Annotated in this window: 16 protein-coding genes; 11 read left to right on the forward strand and 5 right to left on the reverse strand. The window is 67.8% G+C overall.

Annotation, left to right across the window (positions count from 1 at the left end; all coding sequences use genetic code 11):
• From TMO_RS31725 to TMO_RS17990, 9 genes are all read left to right on the forward strand, one after another.
• On the forward strand, nt 1–3501 hold the full coding sequence (locus tag TMO_RS31725; RefSeq protein ID WP_014747081.1) for an AMP-binding protein: 3501 nt from the start codon (nt 1–3) through the stop codon (nt 3499–3501).
• Nucleotides 3502–3565: 64 nt separating this feature from the next.
• Complete coding sequence (locus TMO_RS17965; protein ID WP_014747082.1) at nt 3566–4135, forward strand: HNH endonuclease; 570 nt, start codon at nt 3566–3568, stop codon at nt 4133–4135.
• A gap of 185 nt (nt 4136–4320) precedes the next feature.
• Nucleotides 4321–4632, forward strand: coding sequence for an antitoxin of toxin-antitoxin stability system (locus TMO_RS17970; protein WP_228382359.1), 312 nt, complete (start codon nt 4321–4323; stop codon nt 4630–4632).
• A 42-nt stretch (nt 4633–4674) separates the two neighbouring features.
• Entirely contained in the window at nt 4675–4920 is a 246-nt protein-coding gene (locus TMO_RS17975) for a type II toxin-antitoxin system ParD family antitoxin (protein WP_014747084.1), read from the forward strand.
• Nucleotides 4910–5203 (forward strand): type II toxin-antitoxin system RelE/ParE family toxin, encoded by a 294-nt coding sequence (locus TMO_RS17980; protein WP_014747085.1) that lies wholly within the window; start codon nt 4910–4912, stop codon nt 5201–5203. Before TMO_RS17975 ends, TMO_RS17980 begins: the two co-directional genes overlap by 11 nt.
• Before the next feature lie 508 nt (nt 5204–5711).
• The gene (locus TMO_RS29695; RefSeq protein ID WP_051045541.1) at nt 5712–7493 is read left to right on the forward strand and encodes a methyltransferase domain-containing protein; all 1782 of its coding nucleotides are present in this window, start codon (nt 5712–5714) and stop codon (nt 7491–7493) included.
• A gap of 218 nt (nt 7494–7711) precedes the next feature.
• The gene (locus TMO_RS31730; RefSeq protein ID WP_014747087.1) at nt 7712–7870 is read left to right on the forward strand and encodes a hypothetical protein; all 159 of its coding nucleotides are present in this window, start codon (nt 7712–7714) and stop codon (nt 7868–7870) included.
• 366 nt (nt 7871–8236) lie between these two features.
• Nucleotides 8237–8401 (forward strand): hypothetical protein, encoded by a 165-nt coding sequence (locus tag TMO_RS31735; protein WP_187297851.1) that lies wholly within the window; start codon nt 8237–8239, stop codon nt 8399–8401.
• 85 nt (nt 8402–8486) lie between these two features.
• Nucleotides 8487–9398, forward strand: a complete 912-nt coding sequence (locus tag TMO_RS17990) for a LysR family transcriptional regulator (protein ID WP_041606861.1) — start codon at nt 8487–8489, stop codon at nt 9396–9398.
• Here the strand turns inward: TMO_RS17990 and TMO_RS17995 are convergent.
• Together TMO_RS17995 and TMO_RS18000 are read right to left on the reverse strand one after the other, a co-directional pair.
• Complete coding sequence (locus tag TMO_RS17995; protein ID WP_014747088.1) at nt 9328–10299, reverse strand: NAD(P)H-dependent flavin oxidoreductase; 972 nt, start codon at nt 10297–10299, stop codon at nt 9328–9330. The genes TMO_RS17990 and TMO_RS17995 overlap by 71 nt on opposite strands.
• A 3-nt stretch (nt 10300–10302) precedes the next feature.
• The gene (locus TMO_RS18000; protein WP_014747089.1) at nt 10303–10869 is read right to left on the reverse strand and encodes a cytochrome b; all 567 of its coding nucleotides are present in this window, start codon (nt 10867–10869) and stop codon (nt 10303–10305) included.
• A 246-nt stretch (nt 10870–11115) separates the two neighbouring features.
• On the opposite strand from TMO_RS18000, the gene TMO_RS18005 reads away from it, so the two are divergent.
• Nucleotides 11116–12300 (forward strand): putative 2OG-Fe(II) oxygenase, encoded by a 1185-nt coding sequence (locus TMO_RS18005; RefSeq protein ID WP_014747090.1) that lies wholly within the window; start codon nt 11116–11118, stop codon nt 12298–12300.
• Between the two features lie 10 nt (nt 12301–12310).
• On the opposite strand, the gene TMO_RS18010 is transcribed toward TMO_RS18005, so the two are convergent.
• From TMO_RS18010 to TMO_RS18020, 3 genes are all read right to left on the reverse strand, one after another.
• Nucleotides 12311–13363, reverse strand: a complete 1053-nt coding sequence (locus tag TMO_RS18010; protein WP_014747091.1) for an ornithine cyclodeaminase — start codon at nt 13361–13363, stop codon at nt 12311–12313.
• Nucleotides 13360–14343 (reverse strand): arginase, encoded by a 984-nt coding sequence (gene rocF / locus TMO_RS18015; RefSeq protein WP_014747092.1) that lies wholly within the window; start codon nt 14341–14343, stop codon nt 13360–13362. The genes TMO_RS18010 and rocF overlap by 4 nt, the downstream gene beginning before the upstream one ends.
• Nucleotides 14344–14490: 147 nt before the next feature.
• On the reverse strand, nt 14491–15237 hold the full coding sequence (locus tag TMO_RS18020) for a PDZ domain-containing protein (protein WP_187297852.1): 747 nt from the start codon (nt 15235–15237) through the stop codon (nt 14491–14493).
• Between the two features lie 214 nt (nt 15238–15451).
• Here TMO_RS18020 and TMO_RS18025 point away from each other — a divergent pair, with 214 nt between their 5' ends.
• The gene (locus tag TMO_RS18025) at nt 15452–15904 is read left to right on the forward strand and encodes an Lrp/AsnC family transcriptional regulator (RefSeq protein WP_014747094.1); all 453 of its coding nucleotides are present in this window, start codon (nt 15452–15454) and stop codon (nt 15902–15904) included.
• Nucleotides 15905–15953 lie beyond the last annotated feature (49 nt).

Raw genomic sequence — 15953 nt, forward strand, 5'->3', positions numbered from 1 at the left:
ATGAAGATCGGCGATCTGCTGCTCGACGACATCGCCCAGAAGCCCCGCCTGGCCGAGGCGGCAGCCCCTGCCGTCGATGGCACGGTGCTGGATGCCATCCTGCGCCGGGCCGCTGCCCATCCCGACCGGATGGCGGTGCAGGATGAAGATGGCGCGGTCAGCTATGCCGGGCTGGTGGCCGAGGCCCGCGCCATTGCCGGCGTGATCGCCGCGGCGGGCCTTGGCGACGAGGCCCGGGTGGGGGTGATGACCGGCCGCAGCCGGCAGTATATCGCCGCCGTGCTGGGGGTGATGATGGCGCGGGCAGCGTTCGTGCCGCTCGATCCCGCTATGCCCCTGCCCCGCCGGCAGATGATCGCGCGGGCCGCCGGGCTTGCCATGATCATCGCCGATCGCGACCGCATGGGCGATGCCCGCCGCCTGGCCTGGAGCTGCCCCGATATCGCCCATCTCGTCTGCCCGGATCTCGACGATCCGGACAGCCCGACCGAGGCCCATGGCGCGCGGATGAGCGCCGAGCTCTGGGATCATCTGGCCGGCAGTGCCGCCGACGACGTCGCCGCCGCCGGCTGGCGCAGCCCCTTCACCGGCCAGCCGATCGCGGAGGCGGTGATGGCGGAGTTCGGCCAGGCTGCGGCGGGCAAGCTGTCCGGTCTGGTCACGCCCGCCAGCCGGGTGCTGGAAATCGGCTGCGCCTCGGGCTTCACGCTCCGTGCCCTGGCGCCGCTCGCCGGCCCCTATCTCGCCACCGACATCTCGCGCCGGGCGGTGGAGCGGGCGGGCGGGGTGGCGCGCCGGCTGGGCCTCGACCGGGTCGACCTGAAGCCGATGGCCGCCCATGACCTGGACCTGCTGGCGGGGCGCAGCTTCGACCTGATCGTGCTCAACAGCGTGATCGAAAGCTTCCCGGGCTTCGGTTATCTGGCCGATGTGCTGACCCGGGCGGCCGGGCTGCTGGCGCCGGGTGGCGCCATCTTTCTGGGCAATATCCGCGATCTGGACCGCCGCGACGCTTTCCTGGACGATCTGGTCGGCTTTGCCCGCAGCCATGCGGGCGACCCCGAGATCGGCACGCGGCTCGATGCCGCCGACGACCTCTTCGTGCCGCGCCGCTTCTTCGAAGACTGGGCCGCCCGCCATGGCGGCTTCCGGGCCGAGGCGAGCGCGCTCGACGTGCCGGGCTTCGACCTTGCCCCTTATGTCTATGATCTGGTGCTCCGGCGCGACGAGGCTGCGCCCGCCCACCCGCCCCGCCACAGCCATCACGGGCGCGCGGCGCTGGCCAAAGCGGCATCCGGCCCCCTGCCGGCGGCCCCCACGCCCGACATGCTCGCTTATGTCGTCTTCACCAGCGGCACCACCGGCACGCCCAAGGGCGCGATGATCGAACACGCATCGCTCGCCAATCTGGCCATGGCGACCGCCCAGGTGTTCTATGCGCCGCTCCACCCCTCCGACACGCGGCCGCTCGATCTCTGCTGCATCGCGCCTTTCGCCTTTGACGCCTCGATCATCCAGACCCTGCCGGTGCTGGCGAACGGCCACCGGCTGCATCTGCCCGACGACGACACCCGCCGCGATCCGGCCCTGCTTGATGCCTTCCTGCGGGCGCGCAACATCGCCATGATCGACCTCACCCCCAGCCAGTTCACCCTGCTGCTGGACCACTGGAAGACGAGCGGTACCCACGCGCCCGTCCTTCAGGTTGTTCTGGGTGGCGAGCCGGTGACCACGGCGCTGGTAGAGCGGATCTACGCCGACCCTGCCCATGCCGGGTTGAGGCTGATCAACGCCTATGGCCCCACCGAATGCTGTGTCGGCGCCGCCGCCCATGCGATGACCGCCCATGGCTGGCGCGAGATCCTGCCGCCGCCGATCGGCCGACCCTTCCCCGGGGTGGTGATCGAGATCCGCGATGCCGCCGGCCGACCGGTGCCGCCGGGTGTGGCGGGCGAAATCGTGATCGGCGGCCGCGGTGTCGGTCGCGGCTATCTGGGGGCGGCAGGCGCCGCCACCCGTTTCGAAACCGATGCCGCGGGCCGGCGCTGGTACCGCACCGGCGATATGGGCCGCAGCCTTGCAGGCGGGGCCATCGCCTTCATCGGCCGCGAGGACGGCCAGGTGAAGATCCGCGGCAACCGCATCGAGCTTGGCGAGGTGGAAAGCGCGCTGCTCGCCCATCCCTTCATCCGCGCCGCGGTCGCGACGCTCGCCGATGGCGCGCTCCTCGCCCATATCGTGCCGCGACCGGGCTTCGACGAGGCCCGCTGCCGCGCCGATCTGGAGGCGCGGCTGCCGGCGGTGATGATCCCGTCGCGGATCCTGGTCATCGACGAGATCCCGCTCACCGTCAACGGCAAGGTCGATACCGCCCGGCTGCCCCGGCCGGCCCCGGCCGGCACCAACCGCCCCACCGCCGCCGCCCCCCTTCGCCCGCTCGCCGACGAGACCGAGCGCCGCGTCGCCCGGATCATGGGCGAGGTGCTGGAGGTGGCCGTCGACGATGCCGCGGCCGATTTCTTCCGCCTGGGCGGGCACAGCGTGCTGGCGGTGCAACTGGTCGACCGGCTGCGCCGGGCGTTCGGCGTGAAGCTGCCGCTCTCGGACCTCTTCGCCCATGCGACCGTGGAAGGCCTGGCCCGGCGCCTCGCCCGCCAGGCCCGGACCCGGCGCGACCGGCTGGTGGTGGTGAATGCCGCGGGCCATCTGCCACCGATCGTCTGTTTCCATCCCGTCGGCGGCAATGTGCTCTGCTATCAGGCGCTGGCCGCCGGGCTCGGCCCCGACCAGCCGGTGGCGATGGTCGAAGCGGCGGGGCTGGAGGCCGACGACACGCCCGAGCCTTCAGTCGAGGACATGGTGGCCGCCACCCTCGACGACATCACCCGCTTCGCCGCCGGCCGGCCGCTGCACCTCGCCGGCTGGAGCTTCGGCGGCCTGCTGGCGACAGAGGCTGCCCGCCGGCTGGATCAGGCGGGTAGCCCCACGGGCCGGGTGCTGCTGTTCGACGCCGTCGCCTCGCCCGATCCGATCCGCGACATGCTGGCCAAAGACGATGCCGACTACCTGGCGACACTTTTCGCCGGCATGGGCATCGCCGACGCCGCCACCTTCCGCGCGCTCGACCCCGAAGGCCGGCTCGACCTGCTGATCGACCGCGGCAAGACGGCCCTCGGCCTGCCGGACGGCGTCGACCGCGACGCCATGCGCCGCCTGCTGGCGGTGTTCCAGAACAACGCCGTCGCCGCCATCCGCTACCGCGTCCCCCGCCTCGACCGCCTCAGCGCCCTTCTGGTCCGCCCGAAAACCGCCTCCGCCCAGGCCCCGGGCCTCCCCGGCGACCCCTGGAACGGCTGGCGCGACCGCTTCGGTGCCGGGGTGACGCTGGCCTGGATGGACGGCGACCACGCCTCGATGATGATGCCGCCGCATGTGGAGGTGCTGGCGGGGGTGGTGCGGACGTATCTGGGTGGGGCGCCGGAGGCTGGCAGTGCCGCATGACGGGACGGATCCGCCGGGGAAATGGGACTGGCCAGAGCCCGGATGGTGCCGGAAGCTGCGCAGCGTGGAGGATCATATCCTCTGGTCATACTCGGTGCTCAGCATCTCCCGCAAGGTCATGAAACAGCTCAAAACCGGCGAGACCGGCGACTATCCGGGAGGACGGACCAAGGCCGCCAACATCCTGATGTCCGGCTATCAGCGCCGGCAGAAGAACATCACGAGCCTGGACCGCGACGACGCCCTGGCCCAGGACGGCGCCCATGTCTGCATGCATTGCGGATGCATCTCACCGCGATATCATTGGGACCATCTGATCCCGCGCAGCCGGCTGCGGGGAGAGACCATCCCGCTCAATCAGGTCAGGTCCTGTCCCGGCTGTAATCTGAGCCGCGGCGACAGGGATCTGATGACATGGCATCGCCAGCGACAAACCTTCCCGACCCTGGGCGTCCTCCGTCGCTACATCAAGCTCTGCTACTTCTACGCCAAAGAACGCGGCCTGCTGGATGAGACGGCAGATGACGCCGTCGCCAACGGGCTGCCGTTCGACCCGAGGGAATTGCCGCGGCGATATCCGCCCATCGATCAGTTGGTCTGGGACCATGCGCATCCGACGGTCGGACGTGGATGAGAACGGCAGGTGCGTCGGGCCGGGTCCAACTATAAAGCTTGGCGCCCACAAGACACCAACGACACGCGCCTCAGCTGTCCACAGGCACACGATGAAAATGAGCCGGCGGCCGTAGAGCATGGGCATATACTGGATATAGCCTTTGATAGCGGAGGCCCGCCATGTCCGCAAAAGTCGTGTTGACGATAGAGCTGGAACCGCAACTGCGTGACATGTTCATGGCCGAAGCGGCGGCAGACGGCCGCCCGCCCGCGCAGCTTCTGCACGATCTGATGCCCGACTATGTCGACCGCCGCCGGCAGGCACGGGACTATGACGACTTCCTCCGCCGCAAGGTCGAGATTGCCCGCCGGCAATGGGATGCCGGCCGTCACGTCTCCAATGAGGAGGCGGAGGCCGATGCGGCGGCGGGGCGTGAAAGGCTGCTTCAGCGTACCGCCGCGGCCATTGTTGATGAACTCGCCCCGACCACTGGTACACCGTCAGACCTGTGCTAATATGTCGTACAATATAGCACACTCCTGAGCGGACACCCGATCATGGCGCGAACCACCTCAATCACCCTCGGCGATCACTTTGCCGATTTCGTCCAAACGCAGGTGGCGACCGGCCGCTATGGCTCGACCAGTGACGTCGTCCGCGCCGGACTGCGTCTTCTTGAAGAGCACGAGGCGCGCGTCCGCGCGCTTCATGATGCCCTGCAGGCGGGTGAAGACTCGGGTGAACCGCGCCTCTGGGATGACGAAGCCTTCCTGGCGCGGATGATGGCCCGACATGGCGGCTGAACGGCCGGTCCGGGTCAGCCCCCGGGCCGAAGCCGATCTGGAGAACATTTTTGCCCACACCACCGCCCGCTGGGGCATCCAACAAGCGCAGACATACCACGCCGGTTTCATCGCAGCGTTCCGGAACCTGGCAGCCGGGCGCGCCGGCGTGATGCCGGCCGTGCGCACCGGCTATCTGAAGCTGCGGGTGGGCATGCACGTGATCTATCTGAAAGAGGGGCCGGCAACGATCGATGTCATCCGCATTCTGCATGCTGCAATGGATGTCGATCGGCATTTGTGATGGCCCCGCTGGTGACGCTCGGATCAAATGGCATGCTATGTCTCGGCATTGATTTAGTCGAAGCAGTCATCTAAACTTATTTCCTCGAAATAAGGGGAAATACCGATGCGTATCTCAAAAAACTTGGAAGAAATTCTTGATAAAACTCCCAAAATTTTGACTTATATGCTGTTTTTCGGATTGGTCTGCGCTTCTTGGTCCTTAGAAAACACCTTGGATGCAGCATTTTCTAGGTACATTGAAGCGCTCATGAACGTGCGTGAGTGGAATGATTTTGGTCCGTCAGGAGTCTTTACCTCAATATTGATGATTTTGATGTTTTCACACCTGAGGATGCTGAGAAAAACATACAAAGAAATCAGCCTGTATTTGATCAAGCGTACAATATAACTTCTGATACCAGCAGGATACGAAGTGGATGGCACCGCCGATCCCCGATCAGGACTTTCCTTCCCCTGCCCGCCCGGCCATCATCGCCCGGTCTCAACAGCCTGAGCCCGGGGGCCCCATGACCGATCCGATTGCCCTGTCACCGGCCGAGTTGGCCCGGCGCGGCGAGGCGTTCAGCCGGGCCTGGCGGATGAAGGAGGCCTATGCCGATCTGACGGCGGCGCTGCGGCTGGCGCCCGATGATCCCGAGGCGCGGTATCAGATGGGCCGGCACCATATGCGCAACGGCCATGTCGAGATGGCGTTGATCGCCTTTCACGAGCTGCGGCGGCGCACGCCCGGCTACAGGGATGTGGCGGCGCGGTTCGAAATCTGCCTTGGCCGGCTGCGCTTCCCGCCACCCTTCGACATCACCGCCGATCTGATCGCGGCGCTGGATACAGGGCAGATCGATGATCTGCAGGCGGCCCGGATCATCGCCCGGGTGCTGACCCGCCGCCACGGGATCGCCGCCGACATGGCGCTGGATGACACGCGGATCGCGACCATTACGAGTAATCGGCTATTCCGCCTGTATCTGCGAATGTGCCGCAACATCGACCCGGCGATCGAGGCGGTGCTGTGCCGCCTGCGCCGCCGGGCCGCCGGGCTTGAACCGGGCCCCGCCCTGCCGGCGGGATTGCTGGCCGATCTTGCCATCGGCTTCGCCAATGGCGATTACGTTGTCGACTGGCCGGCCGACGAGGCGGCGGTGGCAGACCGGCTGCGGACCGCTCTGACGGGGGCGGAGGCCGTGGTGCCGGGGGCTGCCCCCAGCCTGGTGATGACCCTCGCGCTTTACGAGGCACCGCCCGTCGCAGCGGTCGTGCAGATCCGATCCGCGGCTGCGGATGACGACGGTATCGCCGCCTTCATCACCCGGTTCCACGACGAGCCTCTGGCGCTGGCAGCCGAGCCGGTGGCGACGCTCGGGCGCGCCGAGCCGGCGACCACGGATGCCGTGTCGACGCGCGTCCGCCGCCAGTATGAAATGGCGCCCTATCCGCGATGGCGCGGGCTGTCGCCACGGGCGGGCCTGGATTTTCGGGAAACGCTGGCGCGCTCCCTGCCCCTGGCCGAGCTACCGGCGAGCGTGACCGGGCACCTGCCCGCCCGGCCCGATATCCTCATCGCCGGCTGCGGCACCGGCCGCCATCCGGCCCGCCGGGCCAGGGCGACCACCTGCGGGTCGCTGCTCGCCATCGATCTCAGCCACGCCAGCCTGGCCTATGCCTCCCTGAAAGCGCGTGAGCTGGGCCTTGCCGACGAGATCCGCTTTGCCCGCGCCGACATCCTCGACCTGCCGGCACTGTTGCCGTCCGCGAGCTTCGATCTGGTCGAGGCGGCGGGCGTGCTGCACCACATGGACGACCCGTTCCGCGGCTGGCAGGTGCTGCGCGATCTGCTCCGCCCCGGCGGCTGGATGCGGATCGGGCTCTACAGCCGCACCGCCCGCCGCCACATCACCCGGGCGCGGGCCTGGCTGGCCGACCGGAACTGGGGCAAAACCCCTGAAGATATCCGGCGCTTCCGGCGGGAGCTGATCGCCGGCCGGCTGGATCCGGCGCTGGAGCCACTCGCGGCCTTCGCCGACCTCCACAATCTGCACCACCTGCGCGACCTGCTGTTTCACGAACAGGAACTCACCTTCACGCCAGAGATGATCCGCGACCACCTGGACCGCCTCGGCCTGACATTTGCAGGCTTCAGCCCCAGCCAGCCCGAAATCCTGTACGCTTATCGCCAGCGTTTCCCCGAAGATCCCACCGCCACCGATCTCGACCGCTGGGCTGCCTTCGAAGCCGATCATCCGGATGCGTTTCTCGGGATGTATCAGTTCTGGTGTTATGACCCGCATTAAGGCGACGTGATCCCTGGCGGGAATGCCATCCGGCGTCAAAGCAGCGGCCGCAGATCGGCACATCTTCCGGAGTGATGAGCGAACTTTCAGAGTTCCATTTGGTTTAGAAATGCTATCTATGATATCTAATATCTATAATATGTTTCTTATTGGTTAGATATCCTCCTGCCGGCTCGTCATACTATGGGATTGGCTCATTCAAACCGATGGAGATGCCGATGTCCCTGTACCGCCACGAGAGCACCCCCACCCCCGTCAAGGCCGATGCGCTTCGCCCTGCACGCAAGACCTGGCAGCAGCCGGTGCTGAGTATCGAAGCCCTGAGTGACACCGCCGCCGCCCCGTACACCGTGAGCGACGGCACCATCGCCTCCTGAGACCTGCCCGCAGTCTTTCCGATCCGCCCGGGATTGCGGGTGCAACGGCCGGGTCCGCGCCCCGCTCGCGGGCTTGCCGCTGCCGGCGATTGTCTGCGCCCTTGCCGATCACGGCAGCTTTACCGCGGCGGTGAATGCCGTGCAGTCAACCCTGACCATGCGGGTGACGGAGCTGGAGGCCGAGCCGGGGTAACCCCTCATCCGCCGCAGCAACGGCGTCATGAGGCGCCGACATCCCAGCCGGAACCGTCGTCCGGATTTCTGCCTATAGTAGATTTCATTATCGATATAATCGTCATAAGTTATTTTCTTCACGCCCAACCCGTGATACCACATGCCTGATGAATTCAACGAATGGAGATGGAGATGGAGATGTCCCCCGACTGCCACGACAACAGCACCCCTACCAGGACCGGTCCCCTCCTCGCGGCACGCACGCCCTGGCAGCGGCCGGTACTGAACGTCGAAAACGTGGAAAGTACTGCAGGCACTTTTAGCGGTTCGATCTTCGACGGCAGCTTCACCTCCTGATCTTTGCCCGACTATACGCCCCCGTCCCGATGCTATAGACTGATGCATCGCCCTCCGATGCATCACTTATGGTGATTCATTCCCCATGGACCTGCGCCAGCTGAAGATCTTCTGTGCCGTCGTCGATCACGGCAGTTTCACCGCGGCGGCAGAGGCCGTGCACACCGTGCAGTCCAACGTGACCATGCGGGTGAAGGAGCTGGAGGCCGAGTTGGGGCAGCCTTTGTTCATCCGCCGCAGGAGCGGGGTGATGCCGACGGCGGCGGGGGAGATTTTTCTCGGCTATGCGCGGCGCATCCTGCAGTTGACCGAAGAGAGCCGGGCCGCCCTGCAGGATGACGGCAGACCGATCGGCCCCTTGCGGCTGGGGGCGATGGAGACCACCGCCGCGATCCGCCTGCCCCGGCTGCTCGGCTCATATCGCGCGCGCCATCCCGAGGTGCGGATGTCGCTCACCACCGGCACCACGGCCGAGCTGATCCGGGCGGTGGAAAGCTGCCAGCTGGACGGCGCCTTCATCGGCGGCCGGCATCAGCACCCGGCCCTGGTTCAGGAGGCGCTGTTCGACGAAGAGCTGGCGCTGATCAGCACCAGCGATATCACATCGCGCGACGCCCTGCTCGACACCCTCCCCGATCAGACGGTGTTCGTCTTCCGGGCCGGCTGCTTCTACCGCTCGACGCTGGAAAGCTGGTTCCATCAGGCCGGGCTGGTGCCGGGGCAGATTATGGAAATGGGCACGCTGGACGGCATTCTGTCCTGCGTCGCCGCGGGCATGGGCATCACCCTGCTGCCGGCATCGGTTGCCCGCCAATCCAGTCTGGCCGATGCGCTGCACTGCCATGCCCTGCCGGCAGGCGTGGCCACCGTCACCACCGTTTTCATCCGTCGGCGCGACACCCTGCCGGGCGCGGCGCTGACGGCGTTCATGGCACTCGCCCGGGCGACGTTCCAGCCATCGCCGCTTCGGCCGCCGCAGCCGGCAGACCCTGAATGAGTTCCGCCATGCGGTCTGCGGCGGGAACGATATCGTGGATACGGCCCACCCCCTGCCCGGCATAGAGCGACAGCTTGCGCGCCAGGGCCGGCCGGTCGATCGCACGTGCGCCACCACCCACAAGGCGCAGCAGGTTCCAGCGGTCGCGATTGGGGATCACGCGATGCGGCGTGCCGTAGCGCCATCCGAAGGAATAGCCGGTGCGATATTCGGTATCGTCGGTGGTGGCCTCGACGATCTTGCGCTTATAGAGCGGGTGCGCCTCGGATTCCGCGCTCGCCACGAAGGCCGTGCCGACCAGCACCCCCGCGGCACCCAGCCCCATGGCGGCCCTCACATCCTCGCGCGTGGTGATCCCGCCCGCCGCCAGCACCGGCCGCCCCTCGGCAGCGGCGATGATCGCCGGCAGCAGCGCCATCAACCCGATGGTGCCGCGATTGAGATGCCCGCCCGCCTCCGCCCCCTGGGCGGCGATGATGTCGGCGCCCGCCGCGATCGCCCGGCGGGCCAGCGCCACCGTGCCCACCTGCACCATGACCACCAGCCCCGCCGCCTTGGCCCGCGGAATCATCTCGGCGCCGTAATCCTCGGCATAGAACAGCGACAGCAGCCGCGGCCGTTCCTGAAGCACCACCTGAAACTGCGCCTCGAAGACCTCGGGCCCGCCGAATTGCGGCACCAGATTGACGCCGAAGGGCCGGTCGGTCAGCGACCGGGTCTCGCGGATCCATCCTCTGAGCGTCCGCGGCGGCAGACGCAGCCCGCCGAGCACGCCCATGCCCCCGGCATTCGCCACCGCGGCCACCAGCCGCGGCCCCGAAATCGCCGCCATGCCCGCCAGAAACACCGGATGGCGCACACCGCAGAGCCCTGCGACGGCCTGGTTCTTCGCCTCGACCATCTCTCACAGCTCCACATGCTTGCCGAGCATCCGCTGCACGGCCGGGGTCTTGAGCACGACGTGGCTTTTCCAGGCGCCGAACAGATGCAGCGCCAGCCCGGCCAGAAATGCCGTGCCGCCGATCGCGAACAGCGTGTCGACCAGGGCTTTCAGCCCGGGGGCGGGATCGATCAGCCGCGGCAGGGCGTGGCCGCCCGGCAGAACGACCGCCGCGCCGCCCGCCGCCCTCGACAGCCACACCGCCGCCGGCAGCAGAACCATGGCCAGGGCCAGCGCCGCCGCGACCGAGCGGCTGACGATCACCTCCACCGGATTGGGCGTGCCCACCGGCAGCGGATGAACCGAGGTGATCCGTGCATAAAACCGGTAGATCGAGACCAGAAACAGCACCAGGCCCAGCAGGTTCTGCACCTCCGCCAGCCCAGTGTCCGCCGCCATGTCCGCCGCCCTCTCCGGCCCCGCGGCCATCGCGATCTCCAGCCCCAGGATCGCCACCAGCAACGCCGCCACCATCCAGTGCAGCACGATGGTGACCGGCGAAAAGCCGAGTCCGTTATCCCGCCATTGCATGATGTCCTCCCGCCGTCACGGCCCTGTTGCCCTGTGCCCGATCGGCCCCCGTGCCCCACCCTAGCGGCGGCAATACATCATGCATAATGCTGAATATTGATCTTTTCCATCATTTAAAATGATGTCTAAGTGCGTCATCACGTCTGTTGAAGGCGGTGTCGCCGGGCATATGATGGGTTGGTGAACGCATTTGCGCGACGGGGGCCCGGCCGGCATCCCCCTTCGCGCGGCAGGGAGATGACGCTGATGGACACCGTCGCGGCCACAGCCATTGCGCGACGCCTCTGCTGGACCACGCGCCCGACGGCAGCGGCACTCTCGCCCAAGGCCAAAGCTGCGGCCTGCCGCGCCGCTTTCGCGCGGGGCCGGGCCACACCGGCCACTGGCCTGTTCCTGCTGGACGCCCTGTTCAAGGCCGGCGCGTTCGACGAGGCTCTCGCCTTTGCCGGCGACAATCCACGTCCGGAGGGGACGGATCCGGCCTGGGATATCAGCCTCATCCATATCCTGCTGGCGACGGGGCAAAAGGCGCGCGCGCTGGCACAGGCAGAAGCCGCGCTCAGGGTCGTGCCCGATCACATCGGGCTGCTGCGCGAACGCGCCGAGATGCTGATCCGGCTGAACCGGGGTGCCGAGGCCGTGGCGGATGTCGTGCAGCTGCTGGAACGGGGCGATCAGGCGCTGAGCCCGCTGATGACCAGGCTTCTGATGGAACACAAGGATCCGGCCTGGTTGCTGGCGATGCTGGACCGCCGGCCCGCGCTTTTCCTGCCCGGCGAGGCACCGCTCACCCGGGTGCAGTGCCTGCTGGCCCTGGGGCGGACGGCAGAGGCCCTGGACTGGATGGATGTCGACAGGCTGCTGTTGCAGGCGCCGCTGCCCCTGCCCGTTATCGGCGATGCCGATCTGTTTCGCCGGGCGGTCGTCGACGAGATCACCGGGGCTGCCGCCACGGGCCCCAAACCCTCCGATGTCTCGACTTTGGGCGGGGTGCAGACCAGCGTGCCGCTGGACGGCATGACCCATATGCCGGTTCTGCTGGCGGCGATCAGGGCCCGGATCGACCGCTATGCGGACGACCTGCCGGCCGATCACCCGTTCACGGCCATGATGCCGCGGGCGGCAACACTTCAGGCCTGGTCGGTCTGCCTTGGCCCGGGCGGGCGGCAGGCACCGCACACCCACCCGTCAGGCTGGCTCAGCGGCGTCTTCTATCTTGCCGCACCCGAGGTGGATGAAACTGCCGGAGCACTGGTCATTCCCACAACGGCCGATCTGCCCCGGACCCTGGTGCCGGAAGCCGGAAAGCTGGTGCTGTTCCCGTCCTATTTCATGCACACCACCCTGCCCCACCGCAGCGGACAGCCGCGGATCTGTGTCGCCTTCGACGTGGTGCCCGACCATGCCACCGCCGGCGCCGGGGTGCCGTGATCCGGCCAGGTCACCCCGCGCGCATCACCATCCCATACAGATCCCGCGGATCGTCCGGATCGGCCAGCAGGTCCAGATCCTGGGCGAAGGGCGTCTCCGCCACCCGGTCGCGGATATAGCGCAGCGCCGAAAAGTCTTCGATCGCGAAGCCGACGCTGTCGAAGAGGGTGACGGCATCGGCGGCACGGCGGCCCGGGGCGTCGCCGGTCAGGACCTGCCAGAATTCGGTGACCGGATGGTCGGGGGCCAGCTGCTGGATTTCGCCCTCGATGCGGGTCTGGGGGGCGTATTCGACGAAGATGTCGGCGCGGGTCAGGATGCCGGCCGCAAGCTCGGTCTTGCCCGGGCAGTCGCCGCCGACCGCATTCAGATGCACGCCCGCACCCACCATGTTGTCGGACAGAATGGTGGCGCGGCGCTTGTCGGCGGTGACGGTGGTGATGATCTCCGCCCCCTCCACCGCGGCCTCGGCCGAGCGGCAGGTGGTGATGGTGAAGCCGGCCCCGTCCAGATTGCGGCGGAATTTGGCGGTCGCCGCCGGGTCGGTGTCCCAGAGCCGCAGCCGGTCGATGCCGAGCAGGGCGCGGAAGGCCAGCGCCTGGAATTCCGACTGCGCGCCATTGCCGATGATCGCCATGGTCGCGGCACCTTCAGGCGCCAGATGCCGGGCGGCCAGCGCCGACATGGCGGCGGTGCGCAGCGCCGTCAGAATGGTCATTTCGGTCAGCAGCACGGGATAGCCGGTCGCCACATCCGCCAGCATGCCGAAGGCGGTGACGGTCTGGCGGCCGCTGGCGGTGTTCTTCGGGTGGCCGTTGACGTATTTGAAGCCATAGGCGCGCCGGTCGGCCGCGGGCATCAGCTCGATCACCCCATCGGGGCTGTGGGCGGCGATGCGCGGGGTCTTGTCGAATTCCGGCCAGCGGCGGAAGTCGTCGGCGATATAGCCGGCCAGATCGGCCAGCACCCGTTCCACCCCCAGATGCAGCACCAGCTTCATCATGTGGTCGACCGAGACGAAGGGCACCAGATTGAGCGTGGCGGGGGTGTGCAAAGCGGTCATGACCGGTCACTCCGTGTCGGATAGTCCATGACCCGGCGGCCCAGCAGGCTGGCCAGCAGGTCGACCATCAGCAGCGCGGTGCGGCCGCGCTCGTCCAGGAAGGGGTTCAGTTCCACCAGATCGACGCTGTCGACCAGCCCCGCCTCGTGCAGCATCTCCATCACCAGATGCGCCTCGCGGAAACTGGCGCCGCCGGGCACGGTGGTGCCCACACCGGGCGCGATGGCAGGGTCCAGGAAGTCCACATCCAGGCTGAGATGCAGCCGCCCGCCGGCCGCCTGAACCCGGTCCAGAAACGGGCGGAGCAGGGCGACCATGCCGTGTTCGTCGATGCGGCGCATGTCGTGCACGGTGATGCCCGAAGCCGCCAGCGGCCCGCGTTCGGCCGCATCCACGCTGCGGATGCCGATCATGCAGATATGGGCGGGGTCGACCAGCGCCGCGGGTTCCGGGAAATGCCCGGCAAAGCCCGACCGGCCGGTGGCATAGGCCATCGGCACGCCGTGCAGATTGCCGCTGACGGTGGTCTCCAGCGTGTGGAAATCGGGATGGGCATCCAGCCAGAGCACGAAAAACGGCCGCCCTTCGGCCGCGGCCCGGCGGGCCAGCCCGGTCAGCGTGCCCGCCGCCAGCGCATGGTCGCCGCCCAGAAACACCGGCAGATCGTCGGGCCCGGCGCTGGCGGCAAAGGCCGCATCGGCGATCGCCGCAGTCCAGCCGGCGATGCGGGCCAGGTGTTTCAGCGCCGGATTGTCATGGGGTCCGGACAGACGATCCGTGCGGGCTGTCGGGTCGGCGCGGGGCGCCAGATCGCCCTCGTCGGTGACGCGATGGCCCAGCGCCGCCAGCGCCTCGACGATGCCGGCGGTGCGAAAGGCGGCCGGCCCCATGGCGCAGCCACGCCGCCCGGCCCCCTCTTCCAGCGGCACGCCGATCAGCCGGCAATGGCGCGGCCGCTCCCCCTGGTCGTTCTCCGTCATCGGGCAGTTCCCTTCCTGTCCGGTGATCACCCGACAGGAATCGAAACATGGCCGCGCGGCGGAGTGGAGACGGCAGATCGGCGAAAAGCGCTGCCGGATTTACCGGATCGGCAGCCCCTTCCGCCGAAATGGCAGACCTCTTGTAAATTACGCCGCGCCGAAGGCCCAGGACATGTAGCCAACCACCCGCCGCCGGTCGGGTTCGGGGAAGGCGGCCAGCGCCGACATCACCGCCGCACCGACCACGCCGCCCAGGATGCACAGCCCGGCGCGGCTTTCGCAGAAGCCGCGGGATGCCGCCGCCTCGGTCTGCGGCGGCTCGATCGCCCGCACGCGGATCACCGGCTGGCTGCGATGGGTCACGGCCGGCGTGGTGGTGTGGGCAGTGGCGGCGGGGGCGACAGGTGCCGGTGTCGGGGCCGGCGTCACCACGGCCGCCAGCGCCGTGCCGGCCGCCCGGCCATTGGCCAGAGCATCGATCGAGGCGGTGCGCACCGGCACCGATTTGGGGCTCAGCGCATCGTCGCGGTCGAGGAAATAGACCGTGACGTTCTCCCCCGGCCGATGCGCCGCAATTGCGGTGAACACATCGTGGGTGCGCTGCAATTCGGTATCGTCGATCCGGAAGAGGTAATCTCCCGGCGCCACCGTGCCCGCCAGCGGCGAGCCGGCATCGACCTCGGCGACGCGAACGAAGATCCGGCCGTCCTTGCGATAGGGCACCGCTTCCAGCGTGATGCCCAGCCGGGCGCCCTGATCCGCCGCCAGCCGGCCGGCGGACCAGTCATGCGCGAAGGGTGCCCTCCCCTCGCCAAAACCGCCCGCGCCGAAACCGCCTCTACCGGAACCGCCGATATCTTGGGAAGCTTCCGCGGCGAGCGCGGGTCCGGACATCCACGACAGGCTAAAGATCAACGACGCGACAAGCGCCTTCTTCATCTGTCCTCCCCGGCCGATGTTTCGGCCTGTCTCTTATATTTATGAGAAGGATGGTAAAGGAGGGTAGTCCCAAGTCAACGCACAAAAACACCGACTCGGAAATGCTGCAGAGCAATATTTGTCTCGGATTGGTTGAAAATCCGATCCGGATCGACCCCAGGAGCCCCCGATGTCCCCGCCAGAGCTCGACCCGCTGGACCAGCGCCTGATCACCCTGCTGCGCCATGACGGCCGGCGCAGCATTTCCGACCTCGCCATCGATCTGGAGGTCTCGCGCGCCACGGTGCGGACGCGGATGGCGCGGCTGGAAAAGGCCGGGGTGATCCTGGGCTATACCGTCATCCTGCGCGCCGATGCGGTGGAAGATCCCGTCCGCGGCATTATGCTGATCGAGGTGGAGGGCCACGCCGCCGACCGGGTGATCAAGGCGTTGAGCGGCATGCCCGCCGTCCAGGAAATCCACACCACCAACGGCCGCTGGGACCTGATCACCACCCTCTCGGCCACCAGCCTGCCCGATCTGGACCAGGTGCTGCGCCGCATCCGCCTGATCCCCGGCATCACCGCCAGCGAAACCAACCTGCTGCTGGCGACGCCGCGGACGACGCGGGCCAGATTGTGAGACGCTGTGGACAGCCCCGCTCTGGACAGACCGGGGTACGCTCTGTCAT

Source organism: Tistrella mobilis KA081020-065, assembly GCF_000264455.2.
GTDB classification, from domain to species: domain Bacteria; phylum Pseudomonadota; class Alphaproteobacteria; order Tistrellales; family Tistrellaceae; genus Tistrella; species Tistrella mobilis.

Coding starts and splice junctions, on each gene's coding strand:
- TMO_RS31725 (WP_014747081.1), top strand. CDS start 1: ATGAAGATCGGCGATCTGCTGCTCGACGACATCGCCCAGAAGCCCCGC.
- TMO_RS17975 (WP_014747084.1), top strand. CDS start 4,675: ATGGCGCGAACCACCTCAATCACCCTCGGCGATCACTTTGCCGATTTC.
- TMO_RS17980 (WP_014747085.1), top strand. CDS start 4,910: ATGGCGGCTGAACGGCCGGTCCGGGTCAGCCCCCGGGCCGAAGCCGAT.
- TMO_RS29695 (WP_051045541.1), top strand. CDS start 5,712: ATGACCGATCCGATTGCCCTGTCACCGGCCGAGTTGGCCCGGCGCGGC.
- TMO_RS31730 (WP_014747087.1), top strand. CDS start 7,712: ATGTCCCTGTACCGCCACGAGAGCACCCCCACCCCCGTCAAGGCCGAT.
- TMO_RS31735 (WP_187297851.1), top strand. CDS start 8,237: ATGGAGATGTCCCCCGACTGCCACGACAACAGCACCCCTACCAGGACC.
- TMO_RS17990 (WP_041606861.1), top strand. CDS start 8,487: ATGGACCTGCGCCAGCTGAAGATCTTCTGTGCCGTCGTCGATCACGGC.
- TMO_RS17995 (WP_014747088.1), bottom strand. CDS start 10,299: ATGGTCGAGGCGAAGAACCAGGCCGTCGCAGGGCTCTGCGGTGTGCGC.
- TMO_RS18000 (WP_014747089.1), bottom strand. CDS start 10,869: ATGCAATGGCGGGATAACGGACTCGGCTTTTCGCCGGTCACCATCGTG.
- TMO_RS18005 (WP_014747090.1), top strand. CDS start 11,116: ATGGACACCGTCGCGGCCACAGCCATTGCGCGACGCCTCTGCTGGACC.
- TMO_RS18010 (WP_014747091.1), bottom strand. CDS start 13,363: ATGACCGCTTTGCACACCCCCGCCACGCTCAATCTGGTGCCCTTCGTC.
- rocF (WP_014747092.1), bottom strand. CDS start 14,343: ATGACGGAGAACGACCAGGGGGAGCGGCCGCGCCATTGCCGGCTGATC.
- TMO_RS18020 (WP_187297852.1), bottom strand. CDS start 15,237: ATGTCCGGACCCGCGCTCGCCGCGGAAGCTTCCCAAGATATCGGCGGT.
- TMO_RS18025 (WP_014747094.1), top strand. CDS start 15,452: ATGTCCCCGCCAGAGCTCGACCCGCTGGACCAGCGCCTGATCACCCTG.